This is a genomic window from Arthrobacter sp. zg-Y919 (assembly GCF_030142045.1).
Taxonomy (GTDB): Bacteria; Actinomycetota; Actinomycetes; order Actinomycetales; family Micrococcaceae; genus Arthrobacter_B.
This window is the reverse complement of sequence record NZ_CP126242.1, coordinates 217,947-232,880: the sequence shown is the minus strand read 5'-3', so window position 1 is coordinate 232,880 and position 14,934 is coordinate 217,947. Positions and strand designations below refer to the sequence as shown.

At 63.2% G+C, this 14,934-nt stretch carries 12 protein-coding genes; 10 read left to right on the top strand and 2 right to left on the bottom strand.

The features are described from left to right. Window positions 1–69 precede the first annotated feature (69 nt). Together QNO10_RS01175 and QNO10_RS01170 are read left to right on the top strand one after the other, a co-directional pair. Entirely contained in the window at window positions 70–1,053 is a 984-nt protein-coding gene (locus tag QNO10_RS01175) for a thymidylate synthase (protein WP_229951321.1), read from the top strand. Then, window positions 1,040–1,990: an alpha-glutamyl/putrescinyl thymine pyrophosphorylase clade 3 protein gene (locus QNO10_RS01170; protein ID WP_229951323.1), complete on the top strand. Its 951-nt coding sequence runs from the start codon at window positions 1,040–1,042 to the stop codon at window positions 1,988–1,990. Before QNO10_RS01175 ends, QNO10_RS01170 begins: the two co-directional genes overlap by 14 nt. A 4-nt stretch (window positions 1,991–1,994) precedes the next feature. Here QNO10_RS01170 and QNO10_RS01165 read toward each other — a convergent pair whose 3' ends face one another. Continuing rightward, window positions 1,995–3,086: an ImmA/IrrE family metallo-endopeptidase gene (locus QNO10_RS01165; RefSeq protein WP_229951325.1), complete on the bottom strand. Its 1,092-nt coding sequence runs from the start codon at window positions 3,084–3,086 to the stop codon at window positions 1,995–1,997. A 645-nt stretch (window positions 3,087–3,731) separates the two neighbouring features. On the opposite strand from QNO10_RS01165, the gene QNO10_RS01160 reads away from it, so the two are divergent. The 8 genes from QNO10_RS01160 to QNO10_RS01125 all read left to right on the top strand — a co-directional run bounded on the left by QNO10_RS01160 (window position 3,732) and on the right by QNO10_RS01125 (window position 13,926). Further along, entirely contained in the window at window positions 3,732–5,189 is a 1,458-nt protein-coding gene (locus QNO10_RS01160; protein WP_229951327.1) for a DUF3375 domain-containing protein, read from the top strand. Next, window positions 5,186–5,941, top strand: a complete 756-nt coding sequence (locus QNO10_RS01155) for a DUF4194 domain-containing protein (RefSeq protein ID WP_229951329.1) — start codon at window positions 5,186–5,188, stop codon at window positions 5,939–5,941. Before QNO10_RS01160 ends, QNO10_RS01155 begins: the two co-directional genes overlap by 4 nt. Next, window positions 5,938–9,249: an ATP-binding protein gene (locus QNO10_RS01150; protein ID WP_229951332.1), complete on the top strand. Its 3,312-nt coding sequence runs from the start codon at window positions 5,938–5,940 to the stop codon at window positions 9,247–9,249. Before QNO10_RS01155 ends, QNO10_RS01150 begins: the two co-directional genes overlap by 4 nt. 13 nt (window positions 9,250–9,262) lie before the next feature. Next, window positions 9,263–9,460: a hypothetical protein gene (locus QNO10_RS01145; RefSeq protein WP_229951334.1), complete on the top strand. Its 198-nt coding sequence runs from the start codon at window positions 9,263–9,265 to the stop codon at window positions 9,458–9,460. Window positions 9,461–9,520: 60 nt separating this feature from the next. Continuing rightward, complete coding sequence (locus tag QNO10_RS01140; protein WP_229951336.1) at window positions 9,521–10,438, top strand: oxygenase MpaB family protein; 918 nt, start codon at window positions 9,521–9,523, stop codon at window positions 10,436–10,438. Window positions 10,439–10,800: 362 nt separating this feature from the next. Then, window positions 10,801–12,261 (top strand): HNH endonuclease signature motif containing protein, encoded by a 1,461-nt coding sequence (locus QNO10_RS01135; RefSeq protein ID WP_229951338.1) that lies wholly within the window; start codon window positions 10,801–10,803, stop codon window positions 12,259–12,261. A 265-nt stretch (window positions 12,262–12,526) separates the two neighbouring features. Beyond that, the gene (locus QNO10_RS01130) at window positions 12,527–13,309 is read left to right on the top strand and encodes a 4a-hydroxytetrahydrobiopterin dehydratase (RefSeq protein WP_442860290.1); all 783 of its coding nucleotides are present in this window, start codon (window positions 12,527–12,529) and stop codon (window positions 13,307–13,309) included. Between the two features lie 23 nt (window positions 13,310–13,332). Continuing rightward, complete coding sequence (locus QNO10_RS01125) at window positions 13,333–13,926, top strand: GNAT family N-acetyltransferase (protein WP_229951372.1); 594 nt, start codon at window positions 13,333–13,335, stop codon at window positions 13,924–13,926. 67 nt (window positions 13,927–13,993) lie between these two features. Here QNO10_RS01125 and QNO10_RS01120 read toward each other — a convergent pair whose 3' ends face one another. Further along, complete coding sequence (locus tag QNO10_RS01120) at window positions 13,994–14,890, bottom strand: LysR family transcriptional regulator (RefSeq protein ID WP_229951340.1); 897 nt, start codon at window positions 14,888–14,890, stop codon at window positions 13,994–13,996. Window positions 14,891–14,934 lie beyond the last annotated feature (44 nt).

Below are 14,934 nucleotides of genomic sequence, written 5' to 3'. Positions count from 1 at the left end.
CATACTGATCAAGGAGTCCACCCTTCGTGTGACCTCAGCTACACTCAATAGAACATGGGAGGGGGGGTTATGAAGCACCTTTTATCCGCAGCGACTCTTGATGACATATTGAATAAGGCGTATACCGATGTCCTCAGACATGGGGTGCGTATCGAGCCAACCAATGGGTCTACAGCCGAATTGTTCGGAGTGATGCTGGAACTTACTCAGCCACTTGCACGCATAAGCAGAAGTCAGAACCGTGAGCGGATATTCAGCGCGCTCGGCGAGTTACTGTGGTATTTGTCCGGATCCGACGATCCAGCCTTCGTCAGCCACTACGTTAAGTACTACACAAGGCCTGACGTGTCTATTGATGGTCATGCAATAGGTGCGTATGGTCCCCGCCTGATCGATTTCGATGGCGTAAACCAAATCGAGACCGTCATAAGTATCTTGAAAAACAATCCGGCATCTAGAAATGCAGTAATTCAGCTGTTCGACCATGAGGACGGCCCGCGCCACGCGCCCTGTACCCTAGCCCTCCAATTTGTTGTACGAGAGGGAAAGCTGAACATGATGACCAGCATGAGGTCAAACGACCTTTTTCTCGGCTTCCCGCACGACGTATTCGCATTTACAATGCTTCAAGAAATTATTGCTAAATCATTGGATGTTGATCTCGGTACGTATTACCACTCCGTTGGGAGTCTGCATCTTTACGACAAGGATATGAACGCAGCACGAGAATATCTTAACGAAGGCTGGCACGACGGCGTAGCCATGCCCGCTATGCCCAAGGAGGATCCATGGATCGCAATAAATCAACTACTAGAAGCGGAAAAGACGATACGTTTATCGTCCGGTCTGGCGATAGAGGATTTGATCCTACCCCAGGAACCCTATTGGAAAGATCTGACACTACTCATTTACATCCATAAGCTCATATCCGAGAAGCGTTTACCCGACTTAGCTCCTGCGGTCGAACAGATTCACCATTCCTATTTTGGTCCGATTGTTCAAGACAGGCTCGACCGCCTTGGCATGAGAAAGCTGAGAAATGACAAGTCCTAAGAGCCACAGGCCGCAGTACCAGCAGCGATTCGACGAACTGATGCAGAGAATAGCGCTCTTCGAGGCCACGGTTGCTCCGATGCCTGGGCTCGCTGGCCCGCTAGAGCGCGCCACCTTCGTGAATCAGCTCATTGACAGTGAAAGAAGGAACGCATACTTCCAGCACCTGCTTAAGAGGAATATTGCCAGTAACGCTGTCGATCCGCACACAAGCGACTTCGATCCCTTAAGAGCGGCAATAAGCCATTGGAATTCCGGTGCAAAGGATGAGGCGTGCTGGCTTGTCTTCCTCTTTGTGCACTTTGGTAAGCATCCTGTGGCAGGCTGGCGCTTCAGCCGCGAAGTCTACGGACGTTTAGGGAAATTTCCTTATTGGTCATGGGATGAGATATCGAGTAATACCCCAGAATTTCGGCTCTGGCTCCGCGATAATCAACAGGAGCTACTCCGCACAGATCAGCGGCGAGGATTTGGAAACCACCGAAAATACTCGAGTCTCAAGCACGATAGCGCCCGTGGTACTGCATCGGTATTTGAAAGTTATGTCGAATGGGTGATGCCATATGGTGATCACGCCGCCCTTTATGCTGCGCACATGAGTGGAGCCTCACCGCAGGATGGGTTTCAGTCTCTTTACGACAGCATGGAAGTGGTTGTCGACTTCGGCAGGATAGCCAAGTTTGATTACCTAATGACCCTATCTCGACTCGAGTTCGTCGATATTCTGCCTGGTCACGCATACCTCGATAAGGCCACCGGCCCCCTCATGGGGGCACGACTGCTCTTAGATGGTGCCGGATCTAAAGCCAGCGCTAAGAGGTTACGACCAGTTTTAGAAACTTTTTCACATGTCGTAGGAGTCACCGCTGACGTAATCGAAGACGCAGTCTGTAATTGGCAAAAAAGCCCGGCAGTATTCAGACCTTTTGTATTGTAAATACCTAGATCTTAAGTGCAAGTCCTGATCCCAGACGCTTATAACGTCGCTTGAGGTTATTGTACTCGTCATAACGCAACACGCCGCTCGACTGGAGTTGCCCAACCAAGATACCTGGGCTTGTCCCGGCCTCTCTTGCCAGCCGAAATACGTCGCGGCGGGAAAGCTTTACTCGAAAGTGGGGTCGATTTTCGAATGGCCACAACACATCAGCAGCAAACGTATTTGCTTCGGATTCTTCCTGGCTCGCCTCGAACGCACTTGCGTCGCCGTCGATGTGAAGTGCAGCCCCGCCATGAAGTACAAGATGTCCGATCTCATGAAAGACCGAGAACCAAAACTGGTCATCCGACAAATAGCGTCCGGTAAGTTGGATTAGTGCAGAACCGTTTTGCAAGATTCGGCTCGCGCCACTCGCGGCACATCCATCTGGCGCCGGAACGATGATGCAGGAAACACCGCTAGCTGCAGCGATCTTTTGCATCTCAGGCAAGAAATTTGCGGGATCCGGAACGCGAGTAAGTTTGCGGAATTCGTGGACTGAGTCTTCCAAGAGCCTAGGCTTGAACCGACCAACGGGAAGATCGCGGCTAGCTATTTCCCCGGCTCTCAACCAAGTCGCTACCGAGGAGACCTGATTCGGATAGGTGGCGGACGTCCTGAAACGCACGCCTTGTAGCTGTTTTCCGTACGATCTGTTCCAAGCTTCCAGGCTGTCTGATCCGAAAAACTCGAGACAAGCGTCTATGCGAGTCCGCCAGTCATTCGGTACATCTAGCCATGCAAACTGTTTCATCGACTTTAGTGGCAGCGAATTTACCCACTTATCCGCTTCGACGATCTCTTCAGATTCTCTATAGCGCGCTTCCCGACGAAGCCAAAAAGCGGAGCTCCCTCCGACTTTAAAAGCTAGAGCTTCGGCGGTTTGTTTCGTGATGGGAGTTGCTCCGCAGAGCACGCTTTCGAATTCCGATACTGGCATATTGCAGGCGTCCGCAATGTCCGCTAAAGCTACACCGTTTCTTTTCATCAGATCTTGGATCGTAGCTCCGGGTGAGCTTGCCCATCGTGGCATGAACTCTTGCGGAGTGGTCATTTCTGAATATCCTGGAAGTGAGTTAGTTGTAGCCGTCTGACCATTTCCCACGCACCCTCCGATCGGTTCGATTCATAGACCTTCACGTGGTTTGCCCTTGCGATCAAGTAGTGCTCGTCCGCTAGATGGATCGGAATGAATGTAAGCGTCGCGGCCGCCAAATCGATTCCGATGGGTACGTCAGCGAGACTCTCTGCAGCATCGAGGTCCGCTAGGCGGGCTTGAAGCGATCCACCGAGGGCAGCACCCAGTTTTGTTACAGTATAGTCCGGGTCTAGGCATATTCTGCGAAGCTCACGAGTCTTGAAAGTGAGTCTCAAACCGTAGCCTTCGTCGAATATTAATGTTCTTCTCCCCCGCGCACCTCGGACTATGGCTCCACAGTACCGTTTACGTGTGAGTGGAGCCACTGCAGCGCTCATCCATGGGTGAGTTCTCGATTCGCCCACGCCGGTCGCCCCGTTTCTCTGCAAAGTCGCGTGAGCGCGACGGCCCACGAGTGTCAAGAGTCTCCGAGGTGCCTCTTCACACTCCGGTAGCTAGAATCCCTTTTTTTACTTGGACGCCCCTGACCCGCCCAGCCCTCCCGCCCGGCTAAAATCGAGGAGGCCCGTCTCTCCTCACCGCACGGCCGGAAAGCGCAGAATGTCCTTCATCGAGAACGCCGTTGCCCGCTGGGCCGAACTGCAGCGGCTCCAGGCGGCCCCCGGCTGGAAACTGACCAACGCCAACGCCTGGGTCCCGGCACTCTTCCGCGAGGCCTTCACCCGCACCCGGCCGCGCCTTCCGCTGGACGACTTCCACGCCATGACGGACAGCTTCCTGGCCCGCCTCCGCATGGACGGCGTGCAGCTGCGCGAAGACTGGACCGGACGGAACTACGCCGATGACTGGGTGGCCCGCCGCTTCCTCGCCCGGCCCCGCGCGGACGGGAAGTTCGTCTACGAACTCACCGAATCCTCCGCCCGCTTCCTCTCCTATCTGGACGCGTACACCAGCGACAAAACGTCCCTGAACTCCTCCCGCCTGGCCACCCTGCTGGACCGGGTGGAAAACCTCGCGCAGGAATCCAACCCGGACCCGGCCGCGCGCATCGCCGTCCTTAAAGAAGAGGTTGCCCGCCGCGAGGAAATGATCCGCGCCCTGGAATCCGGTGAGGCTCCCCCGCCGCTGCCGGACGACACCGCAGTCGAAGCCGCCCGCGACATCCTCGACCTGGCCGCCGCCCTGCCCGCAGACTTCAAACGCATGCGCGACGGCCTGGAAAAGATGCTCCATGACCTGCGCCAGGAAATGGTGGAATCCAACGCCGCCAAGGGCCTGACCATGGGCGAAATCCTCGAAGCGGACAAAAAGCTGCGCAGCACCGCCGAAGGCCGCACCTATGAGGGCTTCACCGCCTTCCTGAACGATGCCGACCAGCAGGCACGCTTCCGCGCCGCCATCGCCGAGGTGCTGGAACGCGATTTCGCCGACGACATGAGCCCAGAAGACCGGCAGAGCCTCTACCGGCTGATCAGCGACATGCGCGACCAGGCCACGGAAATCCACCGCATCTACGGCCGGCTCTCCGAATCCATGCACACCTACGTGCAGAGCGACGAGTACCGCGAATCCGTCCAGCTGCGCCAGCTCATCCGCGCCGCCGAAACTGCCATCCACAAGGCTCCGCGCGGACGCCGCCGGGCCGCCGTCGTACCCGCACCGCAGCTGCACGGCTCGGGCTTCGAATCCCTCAGCATGGTCCGGGTCTACAACCCCGAAGACCACGCCGCCCCGCGCACCCTGCCCGCACCGCCGCAGTTCACCGAGGCGGACATCCACCGCTCGGTCCGCACCCCGCGCGCCGACCGGCGGGTACTGGCCGACGCCGTCTCCCGGGCGACGGCGACACGCTCCAATGCCACCGTGGCCCAGGTGTTCGAGCAGCTGCCGCCCGAACACCGGCACCTGAACAGCATCCGCGCCCTGCTCGCCGGCGGGTCCGCCGCCGACTCTGCCGCCAGGAAACACCTTGAATCCGTCACCTTTACCCAGATCGACGGCAGCGAGCGCACCGCGCTGCTGCCCGCCGTCGCCGTCGCGAAAGCCACCGAAAAATGAGCGAGACCACCGCAACAGCAGCCCCGGAGGACTTCGATCCGGAGCTGGAAGAAGAGCAGGATGCCCCGCGCGACCTCCTCGTCGACGGACCGGAACTGTTCCCCGGCGACACCGGCACCCTGCCGCTGAAGCTGCGCCAGGCCCTCATCCGGCTGGTGCGCGGCCCGTACCTGGACGCCAACTCCTCGGACCACGTGTACGAGACCGTGGTGGACAACCAGGAACAGCTTCGCGTGCGGCTCAGCGAGCTGTTCCTGTCCCTGGTCATTGACGAGGACCGCAAGGTCGCCCTGCTGCGCCCGGTGGAAATGGCCGAACCGCACACCTCCGCCCTGCAGCGCCAGCGCGAAATGACCCGCGAGGAAACCCTGCTGCTGCTGCGCATGCGGCTCATCCTGGACCGCCACACCGGCACCGGGAATGACGCCACCATCGCCCGGCAGGACATCGTCGAGGTGCTCGAGGGCTACGTGGATCCGGGCCAGCGCGACGCCAAGTCCATCGAGGACACCGCCGACGCCGCCATCCGCAAGCTCGTGCAGGAACGCCGGCTGCTGCTCCCCACCGAACTGGACAACGTCTGGGTCATCTCCAACGCCCTGCCGCTGGCCCTGCCCTACAGCCAGGTCGGCGACATCATCACCTTTATGCAGACCCTCGGCGGCGGGGATAACGACGACGACGCGGCGACCTTCGACGTCGAGCCCGCCGACACTGAACCCGCCACGAACGACGGCGAGGAGCCGGCATGAGCATCGAAACCACCCTCCCCATGGGAGACCTGATCAACCCCGGCCAGAACCGGCTCGCCTCCGTGCAGATCGTGAACTGGGGAACCTTCGACGGCGCGCACACCATCTCCGTGGACCGCGCCGGCACGCTGCTCACCGGCGACTCCGGCGTCGGCAAATCCACCGTCTTCGACGCCATGCTCCAGGTCATGGACGCCCGCCCGCGGATGAACGAGGCCGCGCAGAACAACGCCGGCACCAATGCCGAGGAAAAACGCAACGCGTTCTCCTACATGCGCGGACGCCTCGGAACGCAGGGGACCGACGACGGCGCGGGCACCGCCTACCAGCGCCCCGGCGCCTCCTGGTCGGCCGTCTGCCTGACGTTCGACAACGGGCTGGGGCAGATCACCAGCCTCTCCGTGGTGATGGATCTGCCCGCGAGCGGCACCGAGCACAACCTGGGCCGCTACTACCTGGTGCACAACCGGCCGCTGGACATTGACGCCCTGCAGGCCGGCATGCGCGGCCGCTTCACCAAGGGCAGCCTCGAATCCCTGCTGCCCGGCGCGTCCGTGTTCGATTCGCACAAGATGTTCGCCGAACGCTACCGGCATGCCCTGGGTGTGGAGGATGAGAAGGCGTTCAACCTGCTGCGCATCCTGCAGACCGGCAAGGGCCTGGGCGGCACCGTCAATGACTTCTTCCGCAACAACGTGCTGGACACCCCGCGCACCCTCGCCGCCGCCGAAGAGGCGGTGGAGGACTTCAGCCACCTGCGCAGCATCCGCCGCCAGCTCGAACGTGCCCGGCAGCAGCGTGACCACCTGCAGAACGTCCCCGAACTGCACACCCGGTACCGTGCAGCGGCCGACGCCCTGGCGCACAACCGTGCCCTGGCGAAGGAAGGGCTGCCCGCCTACCGGCAGCGCCTGGCCCTGGAAGGTGCGCAGCGCACCGCCGAGAAACTGGAATCCGCCGCAGCGGAAGCCCGTTCCGCGCTGTCCGCCGCCGAAACCCGCCGGGCCACGCTGAAGGACCAGCGCGATGCGCTCAGCACCCGGTACACCGAAGAGGGCGGCGGGGCCATCGCCACCCTGGAACGCGAACTCGCTGCCGCCGCCGCGCAGCTGCGCTCCCGGGAAACCGTGGAGAACGCCGCCAAGGACGAGCTCGCCGCCGCGGGGATCGACGTCGACTTCTCCCCCGCCGGGCTGGTCACCGCCCGCAGCCGTGCCACGGACCTGGTGAAATCCCTCGGCACCGAACTCGATGCCGCCCGCGAGCGCAGCAGCAACGCCCACGGCGAGGCCTGGTCCCTCAAGGGCCAGATCGCCAAGCTGGAAAACGAGATCGGCTCCTTCCGGCGCCGCAAGTCCAATATCCGCCAGGACTCCCTGGACCAGCGGACCCGGATCTGCGCCGCCACCGGCATCGACGAAGCGGACATGCCCTTTGCCGGCGAACTGATCGACCTGCCCAACGAGCACGCGCAGTGGCGTCCGGCCGCCGAGCGTACCCTGCGTTCCCTCGCCACCGCCCTGCTGGTGCCCGGCGAACACATGACCGCCGTGACCCGCTACCTCAGCGAAAACGACATGCACGGCTACGTCCGCTGCATCGACGTCTCCGTGCCGGTGGACGGACCCACCGAACCCGGTCCCGATGACCTGATCACCAAGCTCATCACCCAGGACTCGGACATGGGCCGCTGGGTGGCCCGGAAGATCACCGCGCACTACGACTTCGTGTGTGTGGAGGACCCGGCCGGGCTGGCCGACGTCGCCAAGGGCGTGAGCCTCGGCGGTGCGGTCAAGCGCAACCGCAGCACCACCGAAAAGGACGACCGGCACACCAAGGCCTCGGACAACGTCCTGGGCTTCGATAACAAGGACACCGTGGCGGCCCTCGGCAACGAGCTGCTGGCCCTGCGCAACGTGTTCGAGGAAGCGGACACCCTCTCCCGGCAGCACGCCCAGGAGCAGGACGAACTCGTCCGCCGCCTCTCCGCGGTCCGCACCATCGCCGCCGACCGGCGGACCTGGGAGGAACTCTCCGCGGACGACGCACGTGCCGCCGTCGCCGTCGCCAATGACCGGCTGGAGTCGGCCCGAGACGCTAACGCCGACCTCGAGCAGATCCGCTTCGAACTCGATACCGCCGAACTGGACCTCACCGCAGCCACCGAGAAGGTCGGTGTGCTCAAGGGTGATGCCGCACGGCTCGACGCCGACCTGGCCGCCGCCGTCGAACGCCGCACCGCGCTCTCCGCCAAGGCACCCGAGGCCCTGTCCGAGGGCCTGCGTTCCGCGCTGGCCGAGCTGTTCGAACCGTTCGGGGAGCTGACCGATCCGGCGCGCCTGAAGGAGGCCGCCGGCGAGGTGGAACGGTCCCTGATCACCGAACAGGGCCGGCTGGAAAAGACCCTGTTGGAGACCCGCGCGAAGCTGGAACGCACGTTCGAGACGTTTAGCGACAAGTGGGGGTCGGATTTCGGCACTTCGGTGGAATCCGCCGGTGCGTACGAGGACCGGTTCGAGGACATCATTTCCGAGGGCCTGCCCCAGCGCGAAGCCGAATTCCGCGAATACTTCAACAACCGCACCTACGAACGCTTCAGCGACCTGCTGCAGCTGCTCGATGAGGAACGCCGCAGCATCTCCTCACGTCTGCTGCCGCTGAACTCGGTGCTCCGCCGCGTGGAATACTCCGCCGGCAGCCACCTGGAGATCGACGTCGCCACCACCGTGCCCGACGCCGCACACAAGTTCCGCACGGAACTGAAGAACGCGCTGCCGATGATGGGCTCGCGGCAGGATAAGGCGGACATGGACGCCCGGTACGCCGCGCTGGAATCCCTGGTGGACCGGCTGAAGGACCCGGACGAGAAGCGCTGGCGGGCCGAGGTGCTCGATGTCCGCTCGCACGTGACCATCACCTGCACCCACCGCCTTGCCAGCGGGCACACCTTCACCAACCTGCAGGCGTCGCTGATGTCCGGCGGCGAGGGCCAGCGGTTCACCGCGTTCATCATGGCCTCGGCGCTGGCCTACCAGCTGGGCATTGTGTCGCAGGGCTTCAGCACATACGGCACGGTGATGATGGATGAGGCGTTCGTGAAGTCGTCGCTGTCCTTCGCCGAGGCGTCCATCAACGCGCTGCACGAGTTCGGCTTCCAGCTGCTGCTCGCGGCACCGGAGGACAAGGTGGACCTCTCCCGCTTCCTGGGCTCGGTCACGGAAATCCTGCGCGACGACGTCACCAACCGTTCCGGCGTGATGGAACGGGCCATGGGCAACTCCCGGTCCGTGGATATCCTGCTGCGCTAGGAAAGGTTCCGGTATGAGACAACAAGTGATCGTGGCCCTGGCCGCAGGCGTCGTGTGTATTTTGCTGGGAACGTTCGGACCGTTCGAAACCATCGCCGGCATCCTGTGGCTGGTGGCACTGCTTTTGTTCGGGGCGGCGGCCGTTGGTGCCGTGACCAGGTCGCGGCACATCCGCCGTCGTCCGGATTCCGGGCGTCGGCCCGGGGAGTAACCTGCCGGCCGTGTTCTGCTGCGCTGGCGGGGAAGCCCGAACAGGCCGACACTGGGGAAGATGAGCGTTCGTTCTCCGCAGTTCATTGAATCCTGGCGGCGCCAGCTGATCGGTACCTTCAGCAACAACGCCGCCGAGGTTCCGCAGTGGGAGCTGGAGCTGGCTCGCGGGTCCGACGTCGGTCACTTCGGTCCGGATTCCGCCGTCTGGGCGGTGCACGGGTCCATGACGCCGATCCTTGCCGGCATCCGCGCGCTGCTGCTCCAGGCCCTGCATCCCGGCGCGATGGCCGGGGTGCACGACTTCTCCGACTATAAGGAGGATCCGCTGGGCCGGCTTGCGGGGACCATCCGGTGGATCTTCACCGTCACCTACGGGGATACGACGACGGCGCGCGCCGGTTCGGACTGGGTGCTGCGGCTGCATCAAAAGGTCCATGGCTCCTATCAGGACGCGGACGGCGAGGTGCAGCCCTATTCAGCCAATGATCCCGAGATTGCCCGCTGGGTCCATCTGGCCTTCACCGACGCGTTCCTCAGCTCGCATCAGCGGTTCGGCGGGCCAATCCCCGGCGGCCCGGATGCCTATGTTGCCGAGTGGGCAGTGGCCGGGGAGCTGATGGGCATTCCGGATCCGCCGCGCTCTGAGTCAGAGCTGCGGAAGCAGATGGCCGCCTACGATTCCCAGTTGCGCAGCAGCGAGTACGTGCGGGAGGCCCTGGCCTTCCTGAAGCGTCCGCCGCTGCCGGCCAGCCAACGGCTCGGCTACCGGGTGCTGTTTGCCGGGGCGGTGTCCAGCCTGGAACCGCGGCACCGGGAACTGCTCGGGCTGCGGACACCGCATCTGGGTCCGGTACCGGTGCCGATGACGTTTCCCGTGAAACTTGTATTGGGTGTTATCCGGTTTGGACTCGGTCCGCAGGGACCCAGCGAACGTTCCGCCCGCGAGCGCATTGCACGGCTTTCCGCCGCGGGGTAGCCGGCGGTAGCGTCGCGGGGGAGGGTAGGCCTGCACGGCCGACGTCGACCAGGCCGCCGTCGCGCTCGCTACAGGACCGCCCCTTAGATTTCCAATCGCCCCCAGCAGGCCGGAGGGCTGCCTTTGGAGCCTCGGATTTGTCGTTTGTGCACCAAGTAATTGCGCTCAAAAGACAGGTGTTTCTGATTTCCAGGAGACCCGTTTTCGGCCTGTTTTTGGCCCCGAAATGTCAGTGCCGGATGAAATCCTGAGGTATGGATCAGCTCGGGAACACCGAACGGATAACCGAAGAGCCAGGCAGTGAACACCAGCAGCCGGAAGGGCAGGCTGGTGGTGCCGAGCGGCCACTCCCACCCTGCACCGTGTCGGTTTACCGGGCGGAACTTGCCGCTCCCGAGAACGATGCCGAGACCACACCTGCAGAACCTGTCTCCGATTACCCGGACGGTTTCACCGGCACACTGGCCCTGCAGAACCTCGAAGCCTTCGACGAGCAATCCGTTGGCGATGCCCTGTCCCGGATGGCTCATTTGATCTCCTGGGCGCAGGCCCAGCAGGCCCGTCTGATGCACCGGATGAAGGAGATTTTCCGGGATGACTTCCATGCCGCGTCGGGACAGCTCGAACCCGGCATGGCGTTCAGCCTCGCGTCGTCTGAATGCGCCGCGGTCCTGAGCGTTCCGCAGGTTACCGCCCAGCGGATGATGTTCGAAGCGGGCAGCCTGTGCAGCACCCATGCCTCTACGCTGACCGGGTTGGAAGACGGGTGCTTGTCGTACCAGCATGCGCAGGTGGTGCTGGAGCAGTGTGAGAACGTTCCCGCTGCGGTGCTCCCGGAGTTTGAGGCGGACCTGCTGAAGGCTGCAGAGGGCAAAACCCGGGCCCAGTTCGCCTGCAAGGCCCGCCGGCTGCGGGAGAGGCGGTATCCGGACACGGTGGCCAAACGGCATGTGACCGCGTTCGACAAGCGCAAAGTGACTCTGGACCGGGAAGAGGACGGCATGTCCTGCCTGTCTGCGTATCTGCGCGCCGAAGAGGCCCAACAGATCTACACCACGCTGAGCACCGCAGCACGGGGTGAGCAGGCTGGCGGGGATTCCCGGACCACGGATCAGCTGCGGGCCGACATCCTGGCACAGCTGTTGATGGGCGGTCTCGACCCGACACTGGTCAGTGCAAAGACCGGTACGCGCAAACCCGACAGCGACGACGCCGGCATGGTGCCGCGGGCGGAAATCATGGTGTTGATCAACGCCGAAACCCTTTGCGGCGCCGATGACCAGCCCGCGGAACTGCACGGCTACGGACCCATCAGCGCCGACGCCGCCCGCAGGCTGGCCCGAAACGCCGCCGGCTGGACCGGGCTGGCGCAGGACCCGCGGACAGGGGAAATCCTGGGCGTCGGGCGGCGAAGAAAAGTCCCCGCAGGACTGGCCCGCTGGCTACGGGCTCGCGACGCGACCTGTCGGTTCCCCGGCTGCCGAGTCAGTACCGCGGTTACCGAGATTGACCACACCACCGACTGGGCAAAGGGTGGACCCACAGACCACGGGAATCTGGCGCACCTGTGCCGCCGGCACCACCGCTTCAAGACCCTCGGTTACTGGAAGGCCTGCCAACCCACACCTGGTGTGATCGAGTGGACTTCGCCGACCGGCCGGGTCTACCGGACTGAGCCGTTCCTGGAACTGGGGCATCCGAAACCACCGCGCCCGTCCGTGGATCCGCCCCGCCCGTCCCCGGATCCACCGCACCCATCCGCGGATCCACCAATCGAACATCAGCAGACGGAACCCAGGCAGGAGTTGGCACCACCGTTCTAGGCAGGCCCCGGTCCTCGCCGTGGCAACCATTCACCGCAATTGGCGCCTCGAGGGTGGCACGGCGGTGGCACGGCGGCGCCACGAGGGTGACACGGCGGGCTGGCCGCCGGTCGCCGGCTGTCGCCTGTCGTCTGTCGTCTGTCGGCAGTCGGCAGGCGGCAGGCGGCAGTCGCGGCCATTAGCCAATACTGCAGTGGCTGATGTCCCTTGTAGATACTTCCGACGTCGGATTTACTGTTCGCACACCTACGGGAGGCACTCACCAATGACGAGTTCCAACGCTGCAGCTGAATCACTGATTGAATCTCCGAACAGAGCCATGCTGACGGGTAGGGCCATCGCTGAGGCTCGTCTGACTGACTGGCGCAAGCTAGCCCAAGGGCTGCATGCCCGCTACCTGATCGACGACTTTGGTACTGGCGCACGGTTTGTTACTGCGGTAGGTGAAGCGGGCGATGCGCTCGGACACCACCCCAGCGTGTCGATGGGCCAGTCGATGGGTAAGGGGTACGTCGACCTCAAACTGGTCAGCGCCGACGCCATCTACCGCGATGGCGAGGGCACCGAACACGTCGTCGAATGGGTCACCCAGCAGGATGTCGACCTCGCACGAGTGATCACGAAGATTGCTGCTGACCACCAGATCGACGCCGACCCTGCCTCGGTCAGCGTCCTGGAACTCGGCCTGGACACGGCGCACTCCGCGACCATCGCCCCGGTGTGGGCAGCCCTGCTGACAGGCAACGCAGACGCCCAGGGCCACGGGTCACCCAGCGACGAAATCCGGGACGCCACAGGACGGACACCAAACCTCTGGTTCGGAGACGCCGATGAGCACGGAGCCCCGCGCCAGCGGTTCCACGTTGAGGTCTACGTTGCACCCGAGGTGGCCGAGCACCGAATCAACGCCGCGGTTGCCGCAGGGGGAACCGTCGTGGACGACAGCGGTTCACCGTCACTCACAGTGATCGCCGACCAGGACGGCAACACAGCCGTCCTGTGTGTTGCCGAGACGCCAGTGGCGAAGACAGAATCCCAACCTTCGTGAACCCGGAACAAGGTGGGCATGGCCTGCCGCACGTGATCAAACCGCTCACTCCGGAGACCTTTCCGGCGTGGCTTGCCCTCGCGCAGAAGCACAACGGGGTCTGGGGCGGGTGCTACTGCTCGTATTTCCACGGTGACACGGAAACCACCGTCAAAAACGACTACGACGGGCCGACGTTTAAACAGCGGCTCGTGGCGGAAGGCGCAGCACACGCCGCACTCGTCTTCGACGGTGACGACGCAATCGCGTGGTGCCAGTACGGCAGTCCGGTCGAGCTGCCGGGGATCTACCACCGCAAGCAGTACGACGCCGGCGAGACCAGGCCGGCACCGTGGCGCATCACGTGCTTCTTCGTCGACCGCGACCACCGGCGTTCCGGCATCGCACGAGAGGCACTGGACGGTGCGCTCGACCTGATTGCGCAGGCCGGAGGTGGCGAGGTGGTCTCGTTCCCCAACGAACTCACCCCTGGAAAGAGAACGTCATCCTCGTTCCTCCACAACGGCACGCGGGCCATGTTCGAGAAGGCAGGATTCACGTTCGAACGCCACATCGGCAAGAGCAAAACCGTGATGCGCAAGACCGTCCAACCGGCCCTGCGGCTCACTCCGGGGTGAACAGGCTGGCCTGCGGCACACCGCCTATACGCACCGCGCGTCCAGCCAGCGCGTCGCCCAGGAACAGCTACAGTTCCCCGGCCGCCACCGCCACCAGCTCGGCAGCGACTCCAGTCAACCGGCGGGGACCGGACCAGATGGCCGTCAGGGGACGGGTGATTCCCTCACCCTCGACAGGAACCCGCAGCAGTTCCCCACTGGCGAGTTGGTTACGCACGGCCAATTCACTCAACACGGCCGGACCGGCTCCGGCTTCCACGGCCACCCGGACCGCAGCATTGCTGCCCAGCACCTGGGCGGGCTCGACGACGTCGCACCCGGACAGTGCTTCCTGCAGCGCTTTCCGTGTCCCCGACCCCGGCTCCCGAACCACCAGGGGTGTCTCCGCCAGCTCCTGCAGACCGATCCGGCCCGAGCGGTTGGCCCATTCGTGGGTCGGGGGAACCACCACCACCAGTTCGTCCTCCCGGACAACCTGGGCGTTGAGCTGAGCTGGAAGGTCGGGTGTCTCCACAAATCCCAAGGGGAGGGTGCCCTGCTGCACCTCCTGGATCACCTGCGCCGAGTTCTGCACCTGAACATCAACGCGTTCCTCCGGCAACCGCCGTTTCAATTCGGCGAGCCAGATAGGCAGCAGCGTTTCCGCAATGGTGTTGCTGGCCCCCAGTCTGAGTTCCAACGGCTCGCTGCCGCCCCGGGTGTGTACCACTTCAGTGAAGTGCCGCGCCGCCTCCAGCAGTTCCCGGGCGGAATCGGCCAGCAGGAGTCCCGTCGCCGTAGGTGCCGAACCGCGCGGACTGCGTTCAAGCAGGGGAGTCTTCACCTCCGCTTCCAACTCGGCAATGGCCCGGCTCGCGTTGGGTTGGGCCATGCCCACTTTCCGGGCACCGGCACCGACGCTGCCCTCATCCACCACGGCAACGAACAGATCCAGCACCTGAAGGTTCGGCCATGCTTCAGCCATATCAAAAGCATATAAACCCATGCCCGATTGCGGGCTACCCGGCC